Below are 23,035 nucleotides of genomic sequence, written 5' to 3' on the forward strand. Positions count from 1 at the left end.
CCGGCACGTCAGCCCAGGTTGAGATGCCGGTGTTCGATGGAAACCAGATATCCAAGATTCTTGAGAAAAGGGGAAAGAGCTTCGACCACAGCCACTGAGCGATGTCTTCCTCCTGTACAGCCCATGGATATGGTAAGCCTGTATCTTCCTTCATCAGCGAACATGGGCACAAGGAAATTCAGATACTCCTTGGTCCTGGTCAGATATTCCGCTCCAGGGTTCCGGGCCAAAACATATTCTGCGATGTTTATGTCCTTACCTGACATGGGCCGCAGGTCTTTGTCAAAAAAAGGGTTTGGAAGAAATCGGAGATCAAAAACCATATCTGCCTCTGAAGGGACTCCGTATTTGAAGCCAAATGAGATGAGATGGACCCTCATTCCTGCAAAGCTCTGATCAAGACACTCCCATTTTTCCTGGATAACCCGGCGCAGATCATGGATGGAGAATCCGGAAGTGTCAATGACTAGATGGGCATCGTTACGCATCAGCTCCAAGACATCTCTTTCCTGATCCAGGGCCTGCTCAAGGCCAATATTTCTGGACTCTAAAGGATGTGGGCGCCTGGTGGTGGCGTATCTCCTGACCAGGACGCTGGCCGAGGCTTCAAGAAAGATGATCTGAAGGCAGGTCCCGGCGTGGTCCAATTCCTGTCTGACCTTTATCCAATCTGTGGCAAAGTCAGGTTGACGCAGATCCATTCCAAGGGCAAGTCCCCGGTAATTTTTGGGATTCTCCCGGGCAAAAAGAGCAAGGATGGACGGAACAAGACTGACTGGCAGACCGTCCACAGTGAAAAATCCCAGGTCTTCAAAGACATTGAGGGCAGTGCTTTTGCCGGCCCCGGACAGCCCGGTGACAATGAGCAAAGGATATTGGCCAACAACAGACGTTTGCTGCAGGCCGGGCTGAGTCATGCCTTGGTTATCAGATTCCATAGCTCTTCCCTGTCTTGAGCCCGCATAAAGGACTCTTTGAAAGTCGGATCCTGCAAAAGTCTTGATATGTAGGCCAGGATTTTCAGATGCTTGCCAGCGCTTTTTTCAGGAGCCAGGACCATGAAAAAAATGTGGACCGGTTTATGGTCAAGGGCTGAAAAATTCACTCCCCTGAGGCTTCTTCCAGCCACCAGCAGGACCTCTTCCAGGTCGTCAAGCTTGCCGTGCGGTATTGCTACGCCTTCTCCAATACCGGTAGTACCAAGATTTTCCCTGGTCAGCAGGACATCATACACCTTGTCCAGGCTTAAAAAGTCATATTTCTGGACAAGCGGGGCTATCAGCTCGGCCAGGATCTCGTTTTTGGAGCCAGACGATAGTTCCGGGATGATCTGGTCTATATGGATGTATTTATCTAAGTTCATTTATATCTCAATAAGCTATGCGCCTGTCGCAGACCATTTGTCTGCGACAGGCGAACTGTTGGGATGATGGTTGACTGGTCTGGTCAAGACAGAAGGCGTCCTTGATTCTTTTATGCCCCGGGATCAATAAAGCCGAAATCACCGTTTTTGCGCCTGTACACCACATTGATCCTGTCTGTATCAGAATTGAGGAATACCAGGAATTCGTAGTTAAGGGATTCCAGCTGCATGGCCGCTTCATCCAGAGACATGGGTTTGGGCTCGTAGTGATCAGTTGCCACTATGCTGGGTTCTCTTTTGCCGCTGTCAACCGGGCCGAAACTGACAATGTCCATTCGGACCTGCTTTTCCCTGGCCTTTTTCTTTTTGTCTTTGACTTTGCCCCGCTGTTTTCTAAGCTGGGCCTCAAGCTTGTCCAGGCTCAGGTCAACGGTTGAATACATGTCTTCAGTATCTTCAGTGGCTGAAATATGGATGTCCTTGGCTGTGAGGATTACCTCAGCGATGTGTCTGAATTTTTCTACCTCAAGGTTGACCTGAAGCTCCGCAGTATTGATCTCGCTCAGGTACTTGGACAACTTGTCATATCTTTCACGAGCGTATTTTTTCAGATGTTCAGAAGGCTCAAAATTCTTGAAGTTGAATTTGATCTGCATGCTGATCCTCCTTTCTGTATGGATTGATAAAAATCAGAAAAATTTTTTTCGTCTGGAAGATGAAGGGATTTTCAGGGCAGCCCGGTACTTGGCCACGGTCCTTCTGGCAATATTCACATCCAGTTCTTTTTTAAGATTGGTGGCAATGGCATCATCGCTCAGGGGCTTTTTGGGATCCTCCGAAGCCACCATTTTCTTGATGGCAGCCTTGACGCTCTCTGAACCTACTGTTCCGCCACTATCCATGCTCAGGGCACTGTTGAAGAAAAACTTGAGCTCAAACAGGCCAAAAGGGGTGGACACATACTTGCTGGTGGTGATCCTGCTTACAGTGGATTCGTGCATACTGATATCTTCGGCCACTTCCTTAAGGATCAACGGTTTGAGCCTGGTGACTCCGTGAACAAAGAATTCTTTCTGAAATTTGAGGATGCTTTCCATAACCTTGTAAAGAGTTCTTTGACGCTGGTGCAGGCTTTTCATCAACCATATGGCTGAGCGGGTTTTTTCCTGGAAGTAGTCGATTTCCTTTTTGTTCTTCCGGTCTTTTGGGGCCTGGTTCAATGACTCGTAAAAAGGGCTGAGCTGGATTGATGGAAGGCCGTCCTCATTAAGGACAATTACAAAGTCGTCCTCGTATTTGTATACATAGATATCAGGGCTGATATATATTACATCTTCGCTTCCGTAACTTGAGCCAGGGAAGGGATCCAAACTCTGCAGGACTTCAATGTACTCCTTCATGAGTTCCTTGCTGATCCGGAATTTCTTCAGCAGGGGAGCCAGACGGTTCCTTTCAATGTCTTCCAGGTGTTCGGTAACAAGCTCGATAAGAATCGGGTCAGTTTCATTTAAGGCTTTGAGCTGAATAATCAGACATTCCCTGAGATCCCTTGCCGCAACCCCAACCGGGTCAAAATTCTGGACCTTGGCCAGGACTTGATCCACCAGAGATTCCTGAACACTGCAGGACCGGCCGATTTCCTCGACAGTGGCCTTCAGATAGCCCCTGGAGTCAATGTTGCCGATAATTTCCTCTCCGATCCTGGTTTCATCAGGAGTCAGGTTCTGGAGATGAAGCTGCCACATGAGATGACCCTCAAGGGATGGTTTGGCAGAGTACCTTGCTTCATAGCTCTGCATTTCCTCTGGTACTTCCCATTCCCTTGAACCGGACTGCTTGGAGGTACTGGAAAATTCTCCCAGATAATCTTCCCAGTCAGCGTTATTAATGATCTCTTTTTCTTCGCTGGTCAGCTTGGCTCCCTGGTCCTTGTCGTTGAGGGCCTGTCTTTCCTGCTCTTCCTCGGAAACTGGCTGTAATTCTTCCAGCATGGGATTTTCCAGCAGTTCCTGCTGGACAACCTCCAGCAGTTCCAGCCTGGAAAGCTGTAAAAGTTTGATGGCCTGCTGGAGCTGGGGAGTCATGACCAGCTGCTGAGTGAGCTTGAGGTTTTGTCTTAGTTCCAGGGCCATAGATTCATCCGGAAAATAAAAGGTTGATTAGTGATCCGCTTCTGGTTCTTTAGGATATGTTCAGGCATCAAGAGGCCGGCGGAATAATTATATATTATGATGATCCATCTTGGAATTACAAGCAAAAAGATTCCCCCAGGTAAATGCTTCTGGCCCTGGTATCGGCAATGATTTCTTCAGGCACTCCATCCAGAATGACCTGCCCGTCATGTACGATGGAGGCTCTGTCGCAGATGCGCAGGGTTTCCCTGACGTTGTGATCGGAAATGAGGATGCCGATATTCTTTTCTTTCAGCCGGAGGATTATTTTCTGAATGTCGTCCACTGCAATGGGGTCGATACCGGCAAAAGGTTCGTCAAGCAGAATAAATTTCGGGTCCTTGATCAGGGCCCTGGCGATTTCCAGACGCCTGCGCTCCCCGCCGGATAAAAAGGAGGCTTTTTGATGGGCAAGTTTAGAGATTCCCAATTCATTCATCAGTTCTTCAGCTTTTTCTGTCCGTTTTTTTTTATCCTTGTGAGTGTATTCAAGAATCAGCATCAGGTTCTCCTGCACAGTCAATTTCTTGAAAATGGAGCTTTCCTGGGGCAGATAACTGATGCCAAGGCCGGATCTCCTGGACAGCGAAAGATTGGTTATGTTTTCTTTGTCAAAAACAACCGAACCCTTGCTGGGGGAAATAATGCCCACCAGCATGTAAAACGTCGTTGTCTTGCCAGCTCCGTTCGGGCCCAAAAGGCCGACTATCTGACCCCGTTTAATGTCAAGGGAAATTCCTTTGACCACCAGTCTCTTGCCGTATTGCTTGTGAACGTCAACAGCTCTGTAACTATGAGCCTGATTCTTATTCATCATTATCTGAACCCGAGTGAAAAATAACCCTGACCCTTCTGGACGGCCCACTGAGTACTTCTGATGTATTGTCTTGCATGTTGAGGATGATGACTTCACCTTCAACACTGTTCTGGTTCTCCAGCAGAACCGGATTTCCTTCCAGTCTGGCTGTTTCGTGGTCTGGGTGATAAGTCAGGGTCTGGCTTCGGCCCTCCCTGTTTTCGCTTTTAATGAGCACATCTCCCTTGGCAATTATCTTTTCAATATTGTCCTGCTGGTCATCTCCAGCCTGGCCCGAATCCTGGTCAGGCTTTAGAAAAACGTGCAGCTCGTTGGACCAGAGTTCGAAGTCGGGTCTGACAACATGAACATTGCCACTGAAGATCACAATGTTTTCCTGACCGGCGTAGGTCATCTTGTCCGATGTTATGTCGGTGGCAGATCTTTGCTCAGCCATGGCCGGAAGTGCAAATAAAAAACTGGTTAGACCTGTGATGAGCAGAAATAAAAAATTTTTTTTCATTGGATTTCCTGAACAAGCCGGACAAGATCCGGTTTTCAGCCGCTGCAGGGAAGCTGCATCAGTCTGATGCCTTAATGTTTAGGATATTGGAGAAGTTTTTGCAACAGGTCATCAGTGCAGGCGGGTGCTGACCCCACCCAGAGCAATTACCCGGTCCTCATCCAAAAAGACGTGCGCCACAGGACTTTCCATCATGATTCCTCTTCCTCTGAACTTTACGTTGTTTTCCAGAAGGATAAAACTGTCATCAGCCCGGTAGGTGGCCTTGTCTGAATCCACAACCATACCATGATGCTCGGCCCGGACACTTTCCCTCAGATGGATCACCTCTTCTGTCTGGTCGTACCGCCCATGAACAGCCCTGATAACTAGAGGCCCATCATCATTTCCGGCAAAATAAGTTATCTCCGGGCTGGTAAGGATCAAAACATCTTCATCCCTGAGATAGCCGGCTTCAGCAGAAACCAGTTCCCAAAGGGACTTTCCCTGTTCACCCCGGACCAGATGAAGATCAAGGATATTCAGGTCAACCTCCATCTGTCTGCTGATGTCAGTGATTCTTGGTCCTGGTCCCTGCTGCCAGAAGAGCACAAAAAGAAAGAACAGGACCCCAATGCTGAAAATGGCAGGCGCAATTTTTTTAATCATGAAATGATATCCAGTTCTGCCATTGGTTTTCAAGGTCGCCCCGAGATTCAAGGATGAACATGATTGCCTCCCTGACTGCTCCGTTTCCTCCTGGAGCCGAACTGATCCATGCTGCCAGGTTTTTTATTTCCGGCTGGGCATTGGCCACAGCCATGGGCAAACCAACTTCCAGCATGGGGGAAGCATCTACCCAGTCATCGCCGAGATAGGCCATTTCATTGCAGGAAATGCCTGTATCCCTGGCCAGGTTTTGAATCAAAGGGAGTTTTCTAGTGAATCCGTGAAAGTAGTGTTCAATGCCCAGTTCCCTGACCCTGGTTTCCACGGCTGAGGAACTGAGGCCGGTCATTACAGCCAAGCCCAATCCGGCCGACTGCGCAAGCTTTATTCCCAGTCCGTCCTGGACGTTGAAACGTTTGGTAATCTTGCCCTGGTGGTCATAATAAAGACCTCCATCGGTCATGACCCCGTCCACATCCAGGATCAGGATCTTTATTCTGGCTGCAACAGCCCTGATGCCCTGTTTGGTCATAGGTTTCCTGTTCCGGCACTGTTTTGATCAACCGGACTCCGTAAAAGTCTGTTTTTGGTGACAACCTCAGGATTGAGCAGCATGCCTTATGTTGAGCAAAGTTTTGACCAAAGGTTTCAGACGGTCCAGGGGCCATGAATTTGGTCCATCGCACAAAGCCTGATCTGGATCGGGATGGACTTCCATGAAGATCCCCCTGGCCCCGGCAGCAGCAGCTGCCTTGGCCAGAACCGGAACAAATTCCCTCTGACCGCCAGAGGAACTGCCTTTGCCCCCTGGAATCTGGACTGAATGGGTGGCATCGAAAATCACAGGAAATCCCAGGTCCTCCATAATCTTCAGGGACCTGAAGTCCACCACCAGGTTGTTGTATCCAAAGCAGGTTCCCCTTTCTGTGAGCCAGATCCGCTGGTTCCCGGCAGAACTGATCTTGTCCACAGCCTGACTCATATCCCATGGCGCCAGGAATTGTCCTTTTTTAATGTTGATGATTTTTCCGGTCCTGGCAGCAGCCAGCAGGATATCGGTCTGCCTGCATAAAAAGGCCGGGATCTGGATTATATCTGCAACCTGGGCTACAGGCTCAGCCTGGTCCGGTGAATGGATGTCAGTTATTACTGGCAGCCCGGTTTTGGATCTGATCTTTGAAAGCCACTCCAGTCCCTGGTTTATTCCGGGACCGCGAAAGCTCTGTCCTGAGGTCCGGTTGGCCTTGTCAAAGGAACTCTTAAATACAACCGGTACCTGCAGGCTCCGGCTGACTTCAGCAATGGTCTGGGCTATGTCCAGGGCTTTTTCCAGGCCTTCCAGGACACACGGTCCCAGGATCAGGAAAAAGTTTCTCCGGCTGGCAGTGAAAATATCAAGCATATCGTGGTTCACCTCAATTTATCCGGGCTATGAACGGGATACTTCCCAGCTTTGTTGTCGATATTGTCAGATGCAGGGCTTGAGGCTTGGTTCATTGGTCCTGCAAGGGGTCTTAGCCAGCCTTGCCAGTCAGACTTGAGGCCCGGACAAATTCCCTGAATAAAGGATGAGCATGCATGGGATTGGACTTGAATTCCGGATGAAACTGGCAGCCCAGAAACCATGGATGATCCTTAAGTTCAATTATCTCCACTAGGCACTCATCTGGAGACTGGCCGCTGAAAACCATCCCATGTTCCTCAAGCCTTGAAGCATACTCTTTATTGAATTCGTATCGATGCCTGTGTCTTTCCATAATATGATCGGTCTGATACGCTTCAAAGGCCCTGGTATCCGGTTTGATTACACAGGGGTATGCTCCCAGACGCATGGTACCGCCTTTTTCGCTCTTTTCACATCTTTTCTGGAGGACATTGTTCCTGAAATCGAACCATTCTTTAATCAGATAAATGACCGGATGAGGGGTGACAGGATCAAACTCCTGGGAATTGGCCAAGTCCAGCCCGAGCACGTTGCGGGCATATTCAATAACTGCGCACTGCATGCCCAGGCAGATTCCGAAAAATGGGATCTTGTTTTCCCTGGCGTAACGGATGGTCAGGATCTTTCCTTCAACTCCCCTGGATCCAAATCCTCCGGGGACCAGTACTCCCTGCAGTCCTGCCAGTTGATCAGCAACATTTTCCGGGGTGATGCCATCTGAGTTGACATATCTGAGCACCACCTCCCGCTGATTCTCCAGTCCGGCATGTACCAGGGATTCGTGCAGACTCTTGTATGATTCCTTGAGGTCTACATATTTCCCGACAATAGCTATGTTTACCTTGGGACCGGGGTTGTGCAGGCGAAGCACAATATCCTCCCATTTCTGGAGGTTTGGATTTTTAGCTGGCAACTTGAGCATGATGGCTATCTTCTGGTCAATTCCCTCTTCATAAAAAGCCATGGGGACTTCATAGATGCTCTTAACGTCTTTGGCTGTAAACACGGCATCCCGGTCCACATTGCAAAACAGGGCGATCTTGGATTTTATGTCTTGATCCAGGTCCACTTCTGACCGGCAGAGGATTATATCGGCCTGGATTCCGATGCTTCTCAGTTCTTTGACGCTGTGCTGGGTGGGCTTGGTTTTAAGTTCCCCGGCGGCCTTGATGTAAGGGACCAGAGTCAGGTGGATGTACAGTACATTTTCTTTTCCCAATTCCCCCCGCAGTTGCCTGATGGCCTCCAGAAACGGAAGGCCTTCAATGTCTCCGACAGTACCTCCGATTTCAATGATGGCCACGTCTTCACCGTTCTGGGCTACGCTCTTGATGGCATCTTTGATTTCATCGGTCACATGGGGGATGACCTGGACAGTGCCGCCCAGATAGTCGCCCCTGCGTTCTTTGGTGATGACCGAGTGGTAGATGCGGCCGGAGGTGAAATTGTTAATCTGGCCCATGGGCTGATCCAGGTAGCGTTCGTAATGGCCCAGATCCAGATCGGTTTCAGCTCCGTCATCGGTGACGTAGACTTCTCCGTGCTGGAAAGGATTCATGGTTCCAGGATCGACATTGATGTAGGGATCAAGCTTCTGAATGGTGACCTTGAGCCCCCTGGCCTTAAGCAGGGCTCCGATGGAAGCCGCAGCCAGTCCTTTGCCCAATGAAGAAAGAACCCCTCCAGTAACAAAAATAAATTTGGTTTTCATCAGCTCACTCCACCTTTAACTTGAAAGTTGTTTCTGACTATATTTTAGATGCTGAGTCGTAAAATAAATTAGTCCAGATCAGAATCAGGCTGCACTCAAGTCCGATATTGCAGGGCTGAGCCTGGCTCGGCCGTATCTGATATGGCTGGCTGGTTGTTATCAACGGCTGGTTGAAGCAGGAAGTCCGCAGGAAATCATGCTCTTGTTCCCGGCCCGGGCAATGAATAATTAAAACACCCAGCGACCGGAATTCTTTTTATCCCAACAGGAACTAATTGCCAAGCACGAGATTTTCAAGGGTAAAGTAAAAAATGAAAACTATGGTGTTTATTGACAGACAAGCCTGCAGCAGGTACCTTTTGTGAAATTTTTTTCAAGGAGGTTTTTACATTGAACATTCTAATTTTTGGTCCCAATGGAAGCGGCAAAGGCACACAAGGATCCCTGGTCAAACAGAAGTACGATCTGGCCCATATTGAGTCCGGAGCGATATTCAGACAGCATATCGGTCAGGGAACCGAGCTGGGCAAGAAAGCCAAAGAATACATTGATAGAGGCGAACTGGTGCCGGACGACATTACCATCCCCATGGTCCTGGCGACTCTCCAGGAAAAAGGGAAGGGCGGCTGGCTTTTGGACGGATTTCCCAGAAATATCGTTCAGGCCCAGAAACTCTGGGAGGCTCTGGCTGAAGCCGGAATGAAGCTTAATTATGTGATTGAGATTCTGCTGCCCAGGGAAGTTGCCAAGAACAGGATTATGGGACGCAGACTCTGCGCTAATGATCCCAATCACCCCAACAATATCTTTATCGACGCTATCAAGCCCGACGGAGACAAGTGCCGGGTTTGCGGTGGAGAACTCAAGTCAAGATCAGATGACCAGGATGAGCAGGCCATCGATAAGAGACATGGTATTTATTATGATGCCAAGACCGGTACTCTGGCGGCATCATACTTTTACAAGGACCTGGCTCCCAAGGAAGGCTTTAAATACATTGAACTGGACGGAGAAGGAACCATTGATTCCATCAAGGACACCCTCCTGGCCCAGCTTGACTAGTGTACCCAACTGATTTTTGAGAAAGGGTCCTGTTTTCTGCGGGGCGCCATGGCGCCCCTTTTACCGGAGATTCCATGAAAAAAAATATTGCTGCTGCCAGGAAGACTCTGCCTCTGGATCGGGCCTATGTTGTAAGCGTGGTGATCAAGTCCTTCAAGGGAAGGAGAAATGTGGAAGTACATCTTTACCGGCCGACATGGAAAAGATCCGAGGAGGACAGCTGTAATTGGGAACTCATCCTGGGCGGATCTCTTCAAGGCAAAGAATCTGATCTGTCCAAGTCCAGAAAGGTAGTGATGGAATCTTTTACCGAGGAAGAACGTGATATCCTTGTGGATTACCTGGAAGGCCGATATTCGGCCAAGCTGGCCGCAATCAACAGCATGCCCCTGTCATTTCCGGTTCCTCCAGGTCTGAATCCCTTGTCCGGGATGCCGGAAAACGAAAATCTTGGAAGAATCAGGTTTGACCAGATTCCCAACTATCCTCTTTCCTTTGCTGTGCATGGGGTTTATGATTTGAGCATGCACTCGCCAATCCTGACCAGCGAAGAAGTTTAACCTCCTTTTTTCTGCGAATCCAGTGAACAGCTACGATTGAGGCAGGTTAAGGCCTTTTTTTGCGATGGACCATAGTTGTATATGGTTCAGCAGTGGTTGAGAAGTTTGGCGCAAAAAATCAGGCTCGATATGACCATTTGCCGGGAGCAGGATTCTTGATGATGGCTTGACCGAGTAAGGTGAGAAAATCGTTTCTAGGAATTTCCTTTGCCCCGAATCTGAGCATGTGTTCAGTGGTCTGCTGACAATCCATAAAATGAAATCCCAAGGCTTCAAGAAACCGGACAAGATGGATCAGGGCAACCTTGGAAGCATTGGATTCCAGATAAAACATGGATTCGCCAAAAAAGGCCCGGCCCAGAGCGACCCCGTACACCCCGCCCACCAGTCTGGACCCATTCCAGGCTTCAAAAGAGTGGGCAATTCCGGCCCGGTGCAGGCCGACATAGGCGCTAATCATTTCAGGAACCAGCCATGTGCCGTGTCCGTCGGATCTGGGGACAACTGCACAGGATTGAATGACCTCTTGAAATGATGTGTCCGCGGTAATGCTGAATTTGCAGGAATTAAGAGTCCGGCGCAGGCTTCTGGGAATGTGGATTTTGTCGGGGTACAGGATCAGTCTTGGGTCTGGAGACCACCACAATACTGGCGAATCAGGGCCATACCAGGGAAAGATTCCCTTGGAATAAGCAGCCACCAGTCGAACAGGGCTTAAGTCCCCGCCAATGGCCAGAAGGCCGTCAGCATCTGCCAGGCATGGATGTGGAAAGGTCGGATCCCTGGAAAGAAAAAATACACTCACTTGATTTTCAGCCGATGATTCTTTCGGTCCATTTCCACTTTGATGGTGGATTTTTTCTTGATGCTTTCTAAAAGCAGTCTTTCGGCCAGAACATCCTTGATTTCCTCTTGGATAACCCTGGACAGAGGTCTGGCCCCGAAAATCGGATCAAACCCTTTTTTGGCCAGCCAGGTTCTGGCCGGTCCGGAAAGACTCAGAGTGACCTTTTTCCCCTTTAGTTGGGCATTGAGCTCATCAATGCTCTTGTCAACAATAAGCTCCATTACCTTGAGACTCAGAGGTTCAAAAGGTACTATGGCATCCAGGCGATTCCTGAATTCCGGGCTGAAAAGCTTTTCCACGGCCAAAAGGCCTTTGGCTGTCAAATCTTCCCTGCCTTCTTTGCCAAATCCGATATTTTTGGAACTCATCTCCCTGGCACCGGCATTGGATGTCATCAAGAGAGTAACGTGCCTGAAGTCGGCCTTTCTGCCGTTATTGTCCGTCAGAGTGGCGTAATCCATAATCTGCAAAAGGATATTGAACATGTCGGGATGGGCTTTTTCAATTTCGTCCAGGAGCAGAACGCAGTAGGGACTTTTACGGACAGCCTCAGTGAGGAGCCCTCCCTGGTCAAAGCCTATGTAACCCGGAGGAGCACCAATAAGCCTGGCAACAGCATGTTTTTCCATGTATTCGCTCATGTCAAAGCGAAGAAATTTGATGCCCAGGACCTGGGCCAGCTGTTTGGAAAGCTCGGTTTTACCCACTCCTGTGGGGCCGATCATGAGGAAATTACCAACAGGTTTGTTTGGTTCCCGTAATCCGGCCCTGGAGCGTTTGATGGCCTTGGAAAGCATCTCCACTGCCCGGTCCTGGCCGAAGATGACCTTTTTTAGCTCCTGGTCAAGCTCCAAAAGCCGGTCTTTGTCTGAGGCTGATATCTGTCGGGCCGGTATCCTGGCTATGCTTGCAATGACCTTTTCGATATCTTTGGGTGTGACCTGTTTTTTTCCCTTTGAAGCCCCTTCAAGGACATGGATGGATCCGGCTTCATCCATCACATCAATGGCCTTGTCAGGGAGAAAGCGGTCATTGATGAATCTAGCAGACAGGTCTACAGCAGCCTCAATTGCTGAAGGCATATATTTAACCTGATGAAATTCTTCATAATATGGCTTGAGTCCTTTCAGGATGTCGATACTTTCCCTGATCCCTGGTTCCGGGAGTTCGATTTTTTGAAAGCGTCTGGAAAGGGCCTTGTCTTTTTCAAGGTGGTTTTTGTATTCTTCATAGGTGGTGGATCCAATGCACCGGATTTCTCCTGAAGCCAGCACAGGCTTCAGGATATTGGACGCATCCATTGACCCGCCGCTGGTGGCCCCGGCCCCGACAATGGTATGGATCTCGTCAATGAAAAGGATGGCCCCATCTATCCCTTTGAGTTCGTTGATTACGCCCTTAAGTCTGGCTTCAAAATCTCCCCTGAATTTGGTTCCGGCCAACAGGGCACCCATGTCCAGGGCAAAAATTCTGGTCTCCAGAAAAGAAGGCGGAACCTTGCGACTGGAAATTTGAAGGGCGAGTCCCTCAGCCATTGCAGTTTTTCCCACTCCTGGATCTCCGACAAAGATGGGATTGTTTTTTCTGCGGCGCAGCAAAACCTGGATGACCCGCTTCATTTCCTTTTCCCGGCCTACAAGGGGATCGATCAATCCCTTGCCAGCCTTTTCAACCAAGTCTTCAGTATACTTGGCCAGGAAGTTTTTTTCACTCTTTTCCTTGGGCTTGCATCCCGGGCAGGAGGATCCAGGCTGATCAGACTCCATTTCATGGGAAATATATTCCAGAACATCCAGGCGGGTCAGTCCCTGGGTGCGAAGATAGTATACGGCAAAGGCCTCCTCCTCTTCAAACATGACCGCAAGAAGGTCTCCCACCTGGATCATATTTTTTCCGGCCGACTGAACATGACCCAGGGCTTTGTGCATAACTCGCTGGACACCAATGGTCTGAACAATTTCCCTGTCTCCAGATGGAGGCATGACCTCAAGGTGATCCAGGAAGAACCGCTCAAGCTGATTTTTGAGCTTGAACATGTCAATTCCGCAACCGGTCAAGACCTCTTTGCCCTTGTCATCCAGAAGGTATGCATAAAGGATGTGTTCAAGGGTCAAATATTCGTGATGCCTGACCTTGACCTCGCGGATGGCCCTGGCGATTATTCTCTCTAGTTCCTTGCTTAACATTTAAACCTCTTCCATTGTGCATTTCAAAGGGTAACCCTCTTTTCTGGCCATGTTTTTAACCGCAACAACCTTGGTTTCAGCCACTTCGGCCGTGTATACTCCACAGACTCCGATTCCGTTTTTATGGACATTGAGCATGATCTGGACAGCTTCGCCTTCGGTCTTGTTAAAGACCGTCTTCAGGACATGAATCACGAAGTCCATGGTAGTGTAATCGTCGTTGTGCAGTAAAACCTTATACCTGCGGGGCTGGGCTATTTCGTCTTCAGAGGTTGTGTCCGGCGATGTTCCGGCCTCGGTGATCTCTTTAGTCATGGTAAGAAAGCGTAATATTTTTTGGGAAAAAGTCAATGTGAAGCCGGGGCATGGAGTGCAGGTCAGACAGGTCAAGTTTTCTTTTTCTGGTGGGCGGGAGGGTACTCAACTCTTTCCAGGCAGAGGCCCCTGGCCGGAGCTGTGGGAGGAGCAAGGGACCTGTTTCTGAAGTCCAGAATTTCTGCCATATGTTCAGGGGGAAATTTGCCCCGGCCTATGGCCACTAGAGATCCAACGATATTTCTTACCATCTGTTTTAAAAAACCGTCTGCTTTGATCATGAATACAAGCTCACAGGGATGAAAACCCTCGCAGAGCCCGGCACTGAAGACCCTCCGTCTGGTGTTTGCAACCGGTGTCCCGGCATTCATGAAAGATTTGAAGTCGTGGATGCCTGTTATATGGCGGCAGGCCAGAGTCATGGCCTCCATGTCCAGCGGACCGGTCTTCCAGACATATCTTCTTCTATGGGGATAAACAAAATCCTGTTCAGTCCACAAAGTGTAGGAATAAGTCTTGGAAAGGGCACTGAACCGGGCGTGGAACTCTCTGTCAACCTGGCAGGATTTCACTACCCGGACTGATTCAGGAAGAACCGAGTTCAAAGCTCGTTGCCAGGGAATGTGGGCCTTGCTGTCCGGAGGGTCAAAGTGGGCAACCTGACCTAAGGCATGGGTGCCGGCATCAGTGCGTCCGGATCCATGGACCCTGATCTTGTGATCACAGATTTTTGCCAAAGCCTGTTCAACAACCTCCTGGATGGTCATTGTGTCTTTCTGAAGCTGCCATCCATGATACCGGGTGCCTTCATAGGCCAAAACGAGCTTGATTCTCATGGCTGATCAGTCACAGGCCAGCCGAGTTGGCTGACTGGCAGGAGACTGCCCTGCCAGAGACCGTCCCTGACCATGCTCTGGTTTATCTTATTCAGGATAAGATTTTTTTGAACAGCCCAGTCCGGAGCCAGGAGTTCACCCTTGGCCGGATCACCGGTAAGCCGGTGGATGACCAGGTCCGGCCTGAGAAAACATATGGCCCTGACTATCCAGGAAACATACTGATCAAGGGTCAAAGGGGTGTATTCTTTTTTCGACCAGATTCGGGCAAGCTCAGTTTTCTTGCATACATATAGATTGTGGAACTTGATGCCGTTAACCGGCAGGTTGTTCAAAAAGGCGATGGTTTCCAGGAAGTCCTTGAGGTCTTCCTCAGGAAGCCCGGCAATGACATGGGCACAGACCTTAATGTCTAGCTGATGAGCCAGGTGGCAGGCCCTGGAGAAATCTTCGGCTAGGTGTCCTCGGTTTATAAACCTGAGAGTGGTTTCCTTGGAACTTTGGAGTCCCAGGTCGAGCCAGATTTCCCGGCATGGAAACGAAGCGATTATACGGAGCTTTTCTTTATCCAGACAATCAGGTCTTGTCCCTATACAAAGTACATCCAGGTCAGGAAGTTCTTTGAGCTGGTCCAGAATGTCCTGCAGCCTGTCCGAATCACAGTGGGTATTGGTAAAGGATTGCAGGTAGGCGGCGAACCTGATGGGTCCATATTTCTGGAGCAGCTTTTTTCTGAATAGATTATATTGATCTTTCAAAGAGACGGAATTACGTTGAAGGCCTGTTCCTGACCCCTGTTCGTTACAAAAGATGCAGCCTTTGTATGAAATAGTACCATCCCTGTTGGGACAGCTCAAACCTGCATCCAGAGGAATCCTCTGGATTCTTGTTCCAAATTTTTTTTTCCAGTATCTGGAAAGGGATAGATATGGGTGCATGAAAAATTGGCCTCATGCCATGTTGCTTGGGCGCTATTAATCTGATATTATTTTAAGATTGATCGTGGTAGATATTTTAACATTAATAAGAGGAAAGTATGCCTAGAATACTGGACAAGATATTCGGCGCGGTTTCCAATGACCTGGCCATTGACCTTGGTACAGCCAATACCTGTGTTTATGTCAAAGGTAAAGGGATTGTCTTAAGGGAACCCTCGGTGGTTGCGGTCAAAAGGGATTCCCGCGGCAACAACAAGGTTCTGGCCGTTGGCAGCGAGGCCAAGAAGATGCTGGGAAGGACCCCGGGCAATATTACCGCCATCAGGCCCATGAAGGATGGAGTTATTGCTGACTTCGAGGTGACCGAAGCCATGCTCAGACATTTCATCACCAAAGTTCACAACAGTCGAAGGCTGGTCAGACCCCGGATTATTATCTGTGTTCCCACCGGTATTACCCAGGTTGAAAAAAGAGCGGTCAAGGAGTCTGCCCAGAGTGCCGGAGCTAGAGAGGTCTACCTTATTGAAGAACCGATGGCAGCGGCTATTGGTGCCAATCTGCCCATTACCGAGCCCACATCAAACATGGTGGTGGACATTGGGGGCGGAACCACTGAAGTTGCTGTGATTTCCCTGTCCGGGATTGTCTACAGCCGTTCGGTCCGGGTAGGAGGAGATAAGATGGATGACGCCATCCGCCACCATGTCAAGCGCAAGTACAACATGCTCATTGGAGAAGGCAGTGCCGAACTCATCAAGACCACTATTGCTTCAGCCTATCCAATGGAAGAGGAGCAGGAGATGGTAGTCAAGGGACGGGACCTGGTGTCAGGCATACCTCAGAATATCACCATTACTTCCGAGGAGGTCCGCAAGGCCATTTCCGAACAGGTGGACAGTATTGTTCAGGGTGTCAGGGTTGCTCTAGAGCAGACCCCGCCGGAGCTGGCTGCTGACATTGTTGACAGAGGAATTGTGCTGACCGGAGGCGGAGCCCTTTTAAAGGGGCTGGACCAGTTGCTCAGGGATGAGACTTCACTGCCCATCACCGTTGTCGACGACCCCCTGTCCACGGTTGTGATAGGATCCGGCAAGGTCCTGGACAGTCTGGATGTTCTTAAGGAGGTAACAATAGATTAGCCTTGAAGTGACTCCCAAGAAAATTCTGGGGCTTTTTTTCATCTTTATTGTTTTCTATCTGAGCCTCTATACCTGGAATTCCCGAACCCATTTCCTGGATCAACTGGCCACTTCAACCGGGCTTGAGTTTGTGGGCTGGACTGTTAAGCCTGGTAAGCTGATTCATTCAGGTGTCAGGGATTTCTGGGACAGGTACGTACAGCTGATGGAGGTACATACAGAAAACCAGACCCTGAGGCAGCAGGTGGAAGATCTCCAGGCCAGAGTAACCGAGTTGAATGAGCGGTCTGCCCAGGCTGACCGTCTGGAGCGGTTGCTGGACTTTTCTCCTCCACCCCGCTGGAATGGACAAGGGGCTAGAGTTGTGGCTCATGATTTCGGCCCATTAGGAGCCCTTAACTCCATCGTCATTGATAAAGGCAAGTTTCAGGGTGTCACTCCCAATCTGCCCGTGGTTACTCCAGACAGCGTTGTTGGCCGGACCTTTAAAACCGGACTGAATTTTTCTACAGTCCTACTCACATCGGATCCCAACAGTCGGATTCCAGTGATAAGTTCTGAAACCAGGGTGCCTGGAATCCTTGCCGGACAGGGCTACAGCAAGCCTTTTTCAGTTCAATACGTGCATCTGAATTCCCCCCTGCAAAGTGGCGAACTGCTGGTGACTTCCGGCCTGGCCGGTATTTATCCTAAAGGCCTTCCTGTGGCCAGAGTCAGCGGAATACTTCGTTCCGAAATATCCCTGTTCCTGCTGGTGGAGGCAGAACCCCTTGCAGATTTCAGAACCAAGGAAGAGGTCATGATTCTGGAGAATAATTCCTTTCTCAAAATTGAAAAGCTGGGCTTCGAGGAATAGCCTAAATTGAAAAAGGCTTTTTTTCTGCTTATATACACTGTTCTGGGTGTCTGGGGACAATTTGCCCTTCCCTCGGTGGATTTTTTGACTCCAGCTTTGGTTGTGCTTCTGCAGCTGGGCTTTTTCAGTTATGCTTTCTGGGCAGGACTGTTCTGGATGCTCATTCAGGAGGGTGCCGGTGACCTGGCTTTTGGTACAGCCATTCTTTTTTATTCAGGCTTGCTGATCTTCTTTTTTACAGGCGGGGCTTTTTTTGAAGTCAGCAATATCTTGTTTTCATTATTTCTTTTTTTATTCCTGTCAATTTACAAGCCGTGGATAGTCACGGTGATGGCTTCACTCCAGGATCTGTCCCTGACAGGGCAGTACAGCTTGCAGGGCATGGCGATTCAATGGGGCGTATATTTCTGCCTTTGGTGTCTAACTTATAATTTATGCAAAAAGTATTTTGTCAATGAGTCTGTTCAAGGGAAATAGTCATTTTCATGAAAGATTCGGCCCGTATTTTCTGCTGTTTCTTATTGTTTCTCTGTTCTGCGTTTTTTCGATCAGACTCTGGTACCTTCAGGTTTACCGGGGTGAATACTTTTCCCAAAAGGCGCAAGATAACCTGCAGCGCAGGCAGCCCATCTATGCCCCCAGGGGGCTTTTTCTGGACAGAAACGGAGAGCTGCTGGCCGTAAACGAACCTTCCTACAGCCTGGCACTGATTCGTGAGGATTGTCCGGATATTCCGTCTACCCTTGATCAGATCAGCAAATGGACAGGCATCCCGTCTGAAGAGATTCATGGAGAGTTTCAAAGAGGGCGAAGCATGGTCAGGTCCTTTGAGAACCAGATCATAGTTTCCAACCTTACCTTTGATACATTGACCAGGGTGGAAACTGAGGCTCCTCACTGGCCAGGGGTCAAGGTTGTTGTTCAGCCCAGAAGGAAATATCTTCAGGGTGAAATTCTTTCCCATGTCCTGGGTTACGTGGCAAGGGCCAACGAAGAGGAGCTCAAGGCTGATCCTGATCTCAGGCTGGGCGATAACGTTGGCAAGCAGGGCCTGGAGTTCACCCTGGAAAGAATTTTAAGAGGCAGCAGAGGGCTAAGGCGGATGGAGGTAGACGCTTCTGGCAGGGTGTTGCACCAGGAAGTCCTTGTTAAGCCTCAGTCCGGCCAAAATGTTCAGCTCAGCATCGACCTGGGTATGCAAAGCAAAGCTTACGAGCTTATGCAGGGCAGGTCCGGGTCTGTGGTGGTCCTTGAGGCTGACACAGGACAGATCCTGGCCATGGTCAGTGCTCCCGGCTATGACAACAACAAGTTTGTATTTGGGTTGTCCCACGCCCGCTGGCAGGAGCTTTTGAACAATCCCCACCACCCGCTGCAGAACAGAAGTATTCAGAGCACCTACCCTCCCGGATCGGTATTCAAGCTGGTAATGGCGGGCATGGCCCATATGGATCCGGACATTCGGGAGTCGGACAGGGTTTTCTGTCCTGGTTCCTTCAGGCTGGGCAATAGAGTCTTCAGGTGCTGGAAGGGTCATGGCTGGGTTGATATGACCAAGTCCCTGGTTGAGTCCTGTGACGTTTACTATTATCAGCTGGGAGACAGGCTGGGTGTGGACAGGATAAGTGAATTCGCCATTAAAAGCGGATTTGGACGCTTGACCGGCATAGACCTGCCCCACGAAAGGGCTGGCTTGATTCCCACCAGGGAGTGGAAGAGGCAGCGTTTCAATGAAGGATGGCGTGGTGGAGACAACCTCAATCTTTCCATTGGCCAGGGCTTCACCCTGGTCACTCCCTTGCAGACTGCCAGATTTGTGGCGGCCCTGATCAATGACGGGCATCTCTATAAGCCTTCACTTCTTTTGGGAGAAGATCAAGTTGACCCTTTGCCTCTGCCCTGGAGCAAGGCAGCAAGGGATTTTGTTTATCAAACAATGATCGAGACCGTTGAAGGAGAAAGGGGTACTGCCAGGAGACTGCGCAAGCCCGGAGTTGTGGTTGGAGGAAAAACAGGCACAGCCCAGGTGGTCAGGCTTTTGCCCGAACACATGGAGGACGATGTCGAGGCAGTTGAATACTGGCTCAGACACCATGGTTGGATGGCCGGTTTCGCCCATGCTGGTGATCAAAAATACGCCATTGTGGCCCTGGTGGAGCATGGAGGCTCGGGCAGCGCAGCAGCTGGTCCGGTGGTCAGGGGAATGATCGACTATATCTTTGACGAAACCCAGGAAAAAGGGCAGTGATTGCAGATAATAATTCATCAAGCTTTTCAAGTGCCCCTGAAGTCTTATCCGGTCTGAATGGATTTTGATCCAGATACGTCTCAAGGGAACAGTAATACTTTTTATGATTGATCGGCAGCTTTTTCTTTATATCAACTGGCCCATGCTGGCGGTGATTTTTCTGTTATTTTCAGCCGGGGTGCTGAACCTTTATTCGGCCAGCGCCTTCAGAGTAGGTGATGGCACAGCTTTGACCTCGTTTTACAACAGGCAGATCATCTGGGGCGGGATTAGCCTGACAGCCATGATCGTGGTTATGGCCTTTGATTACAGACACCTTAAAACCGGATCCTGGACAGTGTACGGACTGTCTCTGGTTTTTCTAGTGGCTGTAATTTTCTGGGGCAAGTCTATTTATGGTGCCCAGAGATGGCTGGATCTGGGCTTCTTCAGTTTTCAGCCCAGTGAGGTCGCCAAAATAGGAGTTCTGCTTATGGCTGCGGCTTTCCTGGCCAAAATCGCTCCTCCACTTGGACTCAAAGATTTGCTTAAAACCCTTTTGGTGGCTCTGGTCCCAGCTTTTCTTATTGCCAGGCAGCCGGATCTGGGTTCGGCTCTTCTTCTGGTTTTTCTGGTTGCCGGTATGGTTATTTATCATGGCATCAGGAAAAATGTATTCAAAGGTCTTGTTGTGACAGTACCGCTACTTCTGCCTGCGGGCTGGTTTTTTTTGAAGGATTACCAGAAGACCAGGCTGCTGACTTTTTTGAATCCGGGTCAGGACCCCCTGGGGTCGGGCTATCATGTCATACAATCCCAGATAGCAATCGGATCCGGGGGATTCTGGGGAAAGGGTTTCATGGAGGGTACCCAGAGCCAGTTGCGATTTCTGCCTGAAAAACATACAGATTTTGCCTTCTCTGTATTTGGTGAAGAGTGGGGATTTTTCGGGGCAATAATTCTTTTATTTCTTTTCTGTCTGTTTTTATACCAGATATTCATTTGTTCCAGGGAGGCCAAGGACAGGTTTGGCTCGTTGCTCTGCGTAGGAGTATTTTTTTACTTTTTCTGGCAGATCCTCATCAACATGGGCATGGTTCTTGGGTTGATGCCGGTCGTGGGTATTCCGCTTCCATTCATCAGTTACGGTGGAACCTCGCTGCTTGTAAACTTTATCATGATCGGGCTGGTGCTGAACGTGTCCATGCGCAGATTCATGTTCAAAGGATGATGGACATGTCTAGTCTATTTGAAAGACTGTTAAAATCAAAAGGAGAGAAAATGGCTAAAGATGAAATAAACGCATTCATGGGCATGGGTACCACTTATCAGGGAAAATTAGTTTTCAAGGGGACTGTGCGCATCGATGGCGAGTTTGAAGGTGAAATTGAATCGGACGGGACCCTGATAGTGGGCAATGAAGCCCATGTCAGGGGCACTATTAATGTTGGACAGCTGGTTCTCAGCGGAGCCCTTGAGGGTGATCTCAAGGCCCAGGCCAAGGTTGTCCTTTATAAGCAGGCCAATATCAGTGGCAAAATTACAACTCCGACTCTGGTGGTGGAGGAGGGTGCTGTGGTCAAGGGAGAGATCAATATGAGTCCGGAAACGCCAGAAGTTGAGTAACAACGTTATGCTGAGGGGTCATGGTCCGATAAATCCATAAAAACTTAGCCAGTCAAACAATGTGAAAACATTAACAAACCAGGTTTCGTCATGTTTGGTTCTGGTAAAAAATGGTAAAAAGGTTTTGACACAAACTCTTAAATTGGCTAAATGCTCAGTGTCCTTAACCATCAAACCGCAACTTTGAACAAAATTTCACATTCTCTCGGGAGGCGCCATGATTGATATTAATGTCACTTTTTTTATTCAACTTGTTAATTTTCTGATCATCCTGTTGCTGCTGAACCTGATTTTGTACAAGCCCATCCGCGGAATGCTGAAGAAGCGGGCTGAAATCATGTCCCAAAAGGTCGATGAGATTGAGGAATTCACCAAGTCTTCCCAGGATAAGATGCAGGCTTACAGACTGGAGCTGGACAAGGCAAGGGTCCAGGCCCAGGAGATCAGGTCCGAGTTCAAAGAAGCAGGTTATCATGAGGAAAGGAAGATAATAGATGCTGCTTCAGAAGAAGCCGGAGGCATTGTCAAAAGCGCCAGGGAAGGGGTGTCCAAAGACAAGCAGTCTGCAATTTCGATTCTGAAGAAGGAAGTTGAGAAGTTTGCTGCCAAGGCAACGGACAAGATTCTGAGCAAGGCATAATCATAAATATTTCTTTAAGGAGGGCTGTGTGTTGAAAGGAAACAAGACCGTGCCGCTTATTTTGGCGCTCCTGCTGGTTGCCGCTGGAATTTTTACCATGGTTGACCCCATTGGGATGCATCCGGATCTCAAGAATCAGGCCTGGAGGGTGATCAACTTTGTAATATTCCTGGCCATCCTCTACTATGCCGGCGGTAAAAAACTGTTCACGTTTTTCCCTGGTCGGAGCAAGGAAATTGAGACAGAGCTCAGCGATCTTGATGCCAGGCGCAAGCAGGCAGAACAAAAACTGGCTGAAGTGGAGCAGAGCATTGCCGACCTTGAGAATGAAAAACAGGCGATTCTTGCCCAGGCCAAGGCCCAGGGTGACGCCCTCAAGGCCGAAATTATTGCCAAGGCTGAGTCGGCTGCTGTGATGATCAAACAGCAGGCCAAGGTCAGTGCTGAGCAGGAGGCAAAACTGGCCCTTGATGAAATCAGGACGGAACTTGCCGAAAGCGTGACTCAGGCTGCTGAAGCCATGATCAAGAAGAAGTTGAAGGCCGAGGACCATAAAGCTTTGATCAACGATAGTCTAACAAGGGTGGTGCTAAATTGATAGGAAATATTGTTGCCCGAAGGTATGCCCGGGCTCTGTTCGCCCTTGGCCAGAAGCAAGGGGATAAGGAGCTGAAGGCTTATGGGGAGGATCTGGCAAAGATCATCAGTGCACTGGAAGGCACGCCCGAGCTGGTCAGGGTATTCAGGAATCCCATCTTTACGGTTGCTGAAAAGAAGGGGATCCTGAAACAGATTCTGGCCAAGCTCAAACCCGGACCAGTGATTAGTAACTTTTGTTACCTGCTGGCTGATAAGGGCAGGCTGGATTGTCTACCAGAGATTCAGGTCTATTATTCCAAGCTTCTTGATGAATTCGAGGGTATTGTCAGGGGTGAGATTGTCACAGCCGTCAAGCTGGCTGACAATATGAAGCAGGAAATTGCCGGAAAGCTGGAAAAGCAGTCGGGCCGGAAAGTCGTCATGGACTACAACGTAGACCAGGACATCATTGGCGGTCTCATGCTGAAGGTTGGTGATAAGGTTTTGGATGCCAGTATCAGGGCGCAACTTCAAATTCTCAAAGAAAACATAAAGAGGGGTGAGTAGG

Annotated in this window: 26 protein-coding genes; 11 read left to right on the top strand and 15 right to left on the bottom strand. The window is 49.2% G+C overall.

The features are described from left to right. Nucleotides 1-8 precede the first annotated feature (8 nt). The 10 genes from rapZ to pyrG form a co-directional block, all read right to left on the bottom strand. On the bottom strand, nucleotides 9-938 hold the full coding sequence (gene rapZ, locus P771_RS0103700; RefSeq protein WP_084301643.1) for an RNase adapter RapZ: 930 nt from the start codon (nucleotides 936-938) through the stop codon (nucleotides 9-11). Then, nucleotides 914-1,363, bottom strand: a complete 450-nt coding sequence (locus P771_RS0103705; protein WP_028574076.1) for a PTS sugar transporter subunit IIA — start codon at nucleotides 1,361-1,363, stop codon at nucleotides 914-916. The genes rapZ and P771_RS0103705 overlap by 25 nt, the downstream gene beginning before the upstream one ends. 110 nt (nucleotides 1,364-1,473) lie before the next feature. Next, a complete protein-coding gene (gene hpf, locus P771_RS0103710) occupies nucleotides 1,474-2,019 on the bottom strand; it encodes a ribosome hibernation-promoting factor, HPF/YfiA family (RefSeq protein WP_028574077.1) in 546 nt (181 codons plus the stop codon). A 33-nt stretch (nucleotides 2,020-2,052) separates the two neighbouring features. After that, a complete protein-coding gene (rpoN, locus tag P771_RS0103715) occupies nucleotides 2,053-3,495 on the bottom strand; it encodes an RNA polymerase factor sigma-54 (RefSeq protein ID WP_028574078.1) in 1,443 nt (480 codons plus the stop codon). 115 nt (nucleotides 3,496-3,610) lie between these two features. Beyond that, complete coding sequence (gene lptB, locus P771_RS0103720) at nucleotides 3,611-4,348, bottom strand: LPS export ABC transporter ATP-binding protein (protein WP_028574079.1); 738 nt, start codon at nucleotides 4,346-4,348, stop codon at nucleotides 3,611-3,613. Then, nucleotides 4,341-4,853, bottom strand: a complete 513-nt coding sequence (locus P771_RS0103725; RefSeq protein WP_028574080.1) for an LptA/OstA family protein — start codon at nucleotides 4,851-4,853, stop codon at nucleotides 4,341-4,343. Before P771_RS0103725 ends, lptB begins: the two co-directional genes overlap by 8 nt. Before the next feature lie 111 nt (nucleotides 4,854-4,964). Continuing rightward, the gene (gene lptC / locus P771_RS18155) at nucleotides 4,965-5,501 is read right to left on the bottom strand and encodes an LPS export ABC transporter periplasmic protein LptC (protein ID WP_028574081.1); all 537 of its coding nucleotides are present in this window, start codon (nucleotides 5,499-5,501) and stop codon (nucleotides 4,965-4,967) included. Continuing rightward, nucleotides 5,494-6,033, bottom strand: coding sequence for a KdsC family phosphatase (locus P771_RS0103740; RefSeq protein ID WP_028574082.1), 540 nt, complete (start codon nucleotides 6,031-6,033; stop codon nucleotides 5,494-5,496). Before P771_RS0103740 ends, lptC begins: the two co-directional genes overlap by 8 nt. 66 nt (nucleotides 6,034-6,099) lie before the next feature. Next, complete coding sequence (gene kdsA / locus P771_RS0103745; protein WP_028574083.1) at nucleotides 6,100-6,903, bottom strand: 3-deoxy-8-phosphooctulonate synthase; 804 nt, start codon at nucleotides 6,901-6,903, stop codon at nucleotides 6,100-6,102. A gap of 112 nt (nucleotides 6,904-7,015) precedes the next feature. Continuing rightward, on the bottom strand, nucleotides 7,016-8,656 hold the full coding sequence (pyrG, locus tag P771_RS0103750) for a CTP synthase (protein WP_028574084.1): 1,641 nt from the start codon (nucleotides 8,654-8,656) through the stop codon (nucleotides 7,016-7,018). A 390-nt stretch (nucleotides 8,657-9,046) separates the two neighbouring features. Here pyrG and P771_RS0103755 point away from each other — a divergent pair, with 390 nt between their 5' ends. Together P771_RS0103755 and P771_RS0103760 are read left to right on the top strand one after the other, a co-directional pair. After that, nucleotides 9,047-9,718 carry an adenylate kinase gene (locus P771_RS0103755; protein ID WP_028574085.1) on the top strand — a complete coding sequence of 224 codons (672 nt, stop codon included), beginning with the start codon at nucleotides 9,047-9,049 and terminating at the stop codon, nucleotides 9,716-9,718. A 74-nt stretch (nucleotides 9,719-9,792) separates the two neighbouring features. Then, nucleotides 9,793-10,278, top strand: coding sequence for a hypothetical protein (locus P771_RS0103760; RefSeq protein WP_028574086.1), 486 nt, complete (start codon nucleotides 9,793-9,795; stop codon nucleotides 10,276-10,278). Between the two features lie 118 nt (nucleotides 10,279-10,396). Here P771_RS0103760 and aat read toward each other — a convergent pair whose 3' ends face one another. The 5 genes from aat to mnmL all read right to left on the bottom strand — a co-directional run bounded on the left by aat (nucleotide 10,397) and on the right by mnmL (nucleotide 15,400). Continuing rightward, nucleotides 10,397-11,083 (bottom strand): leucyl/phenylalanyl-tRNA--protein transferase, encoded by a 687-nt coding sequence (aat, locus tag P771_RS0103765; protein ID WP_028574087.1) that lies wholly within the window; start codon nucleotides 11,081-11,083, stop codon nucleotides 10,397-10,399. Further along, nucleotides 11,080-13,311, bottom strand: coding sequence for an ATP-dependent Clp protease ATP-binding subunit ClpA (gene clpA / locus P771_RS0103770; RefSeq protein WP_028574088.1), 2,232 nt, complete (start codon nucleotides 13,309-13,311; stop codon nucleotides 11,080-11,082). The genes aat and clpA overlap by 4 nt, the downstream gene beginning before the upstream one ends. Beyond that, nucleotides 13,312-13,626 carry an ATP-dependent Clp protease adapter ClpS gene (gene clpS, locus P771_RS0103775; protein WP_028574089.1) on the bottom strand — a complete coding sequence of 105 codons (315 nt, stop codon included), beginning with the start codon at nucleotides 13,624-13,626 and terminating at the stop codon, nucleotides 13,312-13,314. Nucleotides 13,627-13,697: 71 nt separating this feature from the next. Then, nucleotides 13,698-14,462 (bottom strand): tRNA pseudouridine(38-40) synthase TruA, encoded by a 765-nt coding sequence (truA, locus tag P771_RS0103780; protein WP_035243854.1) that lies wholly within the window; start codon nucleotides 14,460-14,462, stop codon nucleotides 13,698-13,700. After that, on the bottom strand, nucleotides 14,459-15,400 hold the full coding sequence (mnmL, locus tag P771_RS16345) for a tRNA modification radical SAM protein MnmL/YtqA (protein WP_051617087.1): 942 nt from the start codon (nucleotides 15,398-15,400) through the stop codon (nucleotides 14,459-14,461). The genes truA and mnmL overlap by 4 nt, the downstream gene beginning before the upstream one ends. 98 nt (nucleotides 15,401-15,498) lie before the next feature. Between mnmL and P771_RS0103790 the strand changes: the two genes are divergently transcribed. The 9 genes from P771_RS0103790 (at nucleotide 15,499) to atpH (ending at nucleotide 23,034) form a co-directional block, all read left to right on the top strand. After that, entirely contained in the window at nucleotides 15,499-16,539 is a 1,041-nt protein-coding gene (locus P771_RS0103790) for a rod shape-determining protein (protein WP_028574091.1), read from the top strand. A gap of 7 nt (nucleotides 16,540-16,546) precedes the next feature. Beyond that, on the top strand, nucleotides 16,547-17,395 hold the full coding sequence (gene mreC, locus P771_RS16350) for a rod shape-determining protein MreC (RefSeq protein ID WP_051617088.1): 849 nt from the start codon (nucleotides 16,547-16,549) through the stop codon (nucleotides 17,393-17,395). 6 nt (nucleotides 17,396-17,401) lie between these two features. Beyond that, nucleotides 17,402-17,872, top strand: coding sequence for a hypothetical protein (locus tag P771_RS18160; protein WP_051617089.1), 471 nt, complete (start codon nucleotides 17,402-17,404; stop codon nucleotides 17,870-17,872). Then, nucleotides 17,850-19,643, top strand: coding sequence for a penicillin-binding protein 2 (mrdA, locus tag P771_RS0103805; protein WP_028574092.1), 1,794 nt, complete (start codon nucleotides 17,850-17,852; stop codon nucleotides 19,641-19,643). Before P771_RS18160 ends, mrdA begins: the two co-directional genes overlap by 23 nt. 103 nt (nucleotides 19,644-19,746) lie before the next feature. Continuing rightward, nucleotides 19,747-20,853 carry a rod shape-determining protein RodA gene (rodA, locus tag P771_RS0103810; RefSeq protein WP_028574093.1) on the top strand — a complete coding sequence of 369 codons (1,107 nt, stop codon included), beginning with the start codon at nucleotides 19,747-19,749 and terminating at the stop codon, nucleotides 20,851-20,853. A 50-nt stretch (nucleotides 20,854-20,903) separates the two neighbouring features. Next, nucleotides 20,904-21,248 carry a bactofilin family protein gene (locus P771_RS0103815; RefSeq protein ID WP_028574094.1) on the top strand — a complete coding sequence of 115 codons (345 nt, stop codon included), beginning with the start codon at nucleotides 20,904-20,906 and terminating at the stop codon, nucleotides 21,246-21,248. A gap of 217 nt (nucleotides 21,249-21,465) precedes the next feature. After that, nucleotides 21,466-21,888 (top strand): F0F1 ATP synthase subunit B, encoded by a 423-nt coding sequence (locus P771_RS0103820; protein ID WP_028574095.1) that lies wholly within the window; start codon nucleotides 21,466-21,468, stop codon nucleotides 21,886-21,888. Between the two features lie 28 nt (nucleotides 21,889-21,916). After that, a complete protein-coding gene (locus tag P771_RS0103825) occupies nucleotides 21,917-22,486 on the top strand; it encodes a F0F1 ATP synthase subunit B (protein ID WP_244147284.1) in 570 nt (189 codons plus the stop codon). Then, complete coding sequence (gene atpH / locus P771_RS0103830) at nucleotides 22,483-23,034, top strand: ATP synthase F1 subunit delta (RefSeq protein WP_028574097.1); 552 nt, start codon at nucleotides 22,483-22,485, stop codon at nucleotides 23,032-23,034. The genes P771_RS0103825 and atpH overlap by 4 nt, the downstream gene beginning before the upstream one ends. Nucleotide 23,035: the final 1 nt, after the last annotated feature.

Origin of the sequence: Desulfonatronovibrio hydrogenovorans DSM 9292 (assembly GCF_000686525.1) — a bacterium.
Taxonomy (GTDB): Bacteria; Desulfobacterota; Desulfovibrionia; order Desulfovibrionales; family Desulfonatronovibrionaceae; genus Desulfonatronovibrio; species Desulfonatronovibrio hydrogenovorans.

What these genes read in the sequence shown, in the direction of transcription:
- rapZ (WP_084301643.1), bottom strand. Translation starts at nt 938, where the DNA reads ATGGAATCTGATAACCAAGGCATGACTCAGCCCGGCCTGCAGCAAACG.
- P771_RS0103705 (WP_028574076.1), bottom strand. Translation starts at nt 1,363, where the DNA reads ATGAACTTAGATAAATACATCCATATAGACCAGATCATCCCGGAACTA.
- hpf (WP_028574077.1), bottom strand. Translation starts at nt 2,019, where the DNA reads ATGCAGATCAAATTCAACTTCAAGAATTTTGAGCCTTCTGAACATCTG.
- rpoN (WP_028574078.1), bottom strand. Translation starts at nt 3,495, where the DNA reads ATGGCCCTGGAACTAAGACAAAACCTCAAGCTCACTCAGCAGCTGGTC.
- lptB (WP_028574079.1), bottom strand. Translation starts at nt 4,348, where the DNA reads ATGAATAAGAATCAGGCTCATAGTTACAGAGCTGTTGACGTTCACAAG.
- P771_RS0103725 (WP_028574080.1), bottom strand. Translation starts at nt 4,853, where the DNA reads ATGAAAAAAAATTTTTTATTTCTGCTCATCACAGGTCTAACCAGTTTT.
- lptC (WP_028574081.1), bottom strand. Translation starts at nt 5,501, where the DNA reads ATGATTAAAAAAATTGCGCCTGCCATTTTCAGCATTGGGGTCCTGTTC.
- P771_RS0103740 (WP_028574082.1), bottom strand. Translation starts at nt 6,033, where the DNA reads ATGACCAAACAGGGCATCAGGGCTGTTGCAGCCAGAATAAAGATCCTG.
- kdsA (WP_028574083.1), bottom strand. Translation starts at nt 6,903, where the DNA reads ATGCTTGATATTTTCACTGCCAGCCGGAGAAACTTTTTCCTGATCCTG.
- pyrG (WP_028574084.1), bottom strand. Translation starts at nt 8,656, where the DNA reads ATGAAAACCAAATTTATTTTTGTTACTGGAGGGGTTCTTTCTTCATTG.
- P771_RS0103760 (WP_028574086.1), top strand. Translation starts at nt 9,793, where the DNA reads ATGAAAAAAAATATTGCTGCTGCCAGGAAGACTCTGCCTCTGGATCGG.
- clpA (WP_028574088.1), bottom strand. Translation starts at nt 13,311, where the DNA reads ATGTTAAGCAAGGAACTAGAGAGAATAATCGCCAGGGCCATCCGCGAG.
- clpS (WP_028574089.1), bottom strand. Translation starts at nt 13,626, where the DNA reads ATGACTAAAGAGATCACCGAGGCCGGAACATCGCCGGACACAACCTCT.
- truA (WP_035243854.1), bottom strand. Translation starts at nt 14,462, where the DNA reads ATGAGAATCAAGCTCGTTTTGGCCTATGAAGGCACCCGGTATCATGGA.
- mnmL (WP_051617087.1), bottom strand. Translation starts at nt 15,400, where the DNA reads ATGCACCCATATCTATCCCTTTCCAGATACTGGAAAAAAAAATTTGGA.
- P771_RS0103790 (WP_028574091.1), top strand. Translation starts at nt 15,499, where the DNA reads ATGCCTAGAATACTGGACAAGATATTCGGCGCGGTTTCCAATGACCTG.
- mrdA (WP_028574092.1), top strand. Translation starts at nt 17,850, where the DNA reads ATGAGTCTGTTCAAGGGAAATAGTCATTTTCATGAAAGATTCGGCCCG.
- rodA (WP_028574093.1), top strand. Translation starts at nt 19,747, where the DNA reads ATGATTGATCGGCAGCTTTTTCTTTATATCAACTGGCCCATGCTGGCG.
- P771_RS0103815 (WP_028574094.1), top strand. Translation starts at nt 20,904, where the DNA reads ATGGCTAAAGATGAAATAAACGCATTCATGGGCATGGGTACCACTTAT.
- P771_RS0103820 (WP_028574095.1), top strand. Translation starts at nt 21,466, where the DNA reads ATGATTGATATTAATGTCACTTTTTTTATTCAACTTGTTAATTTTCTG.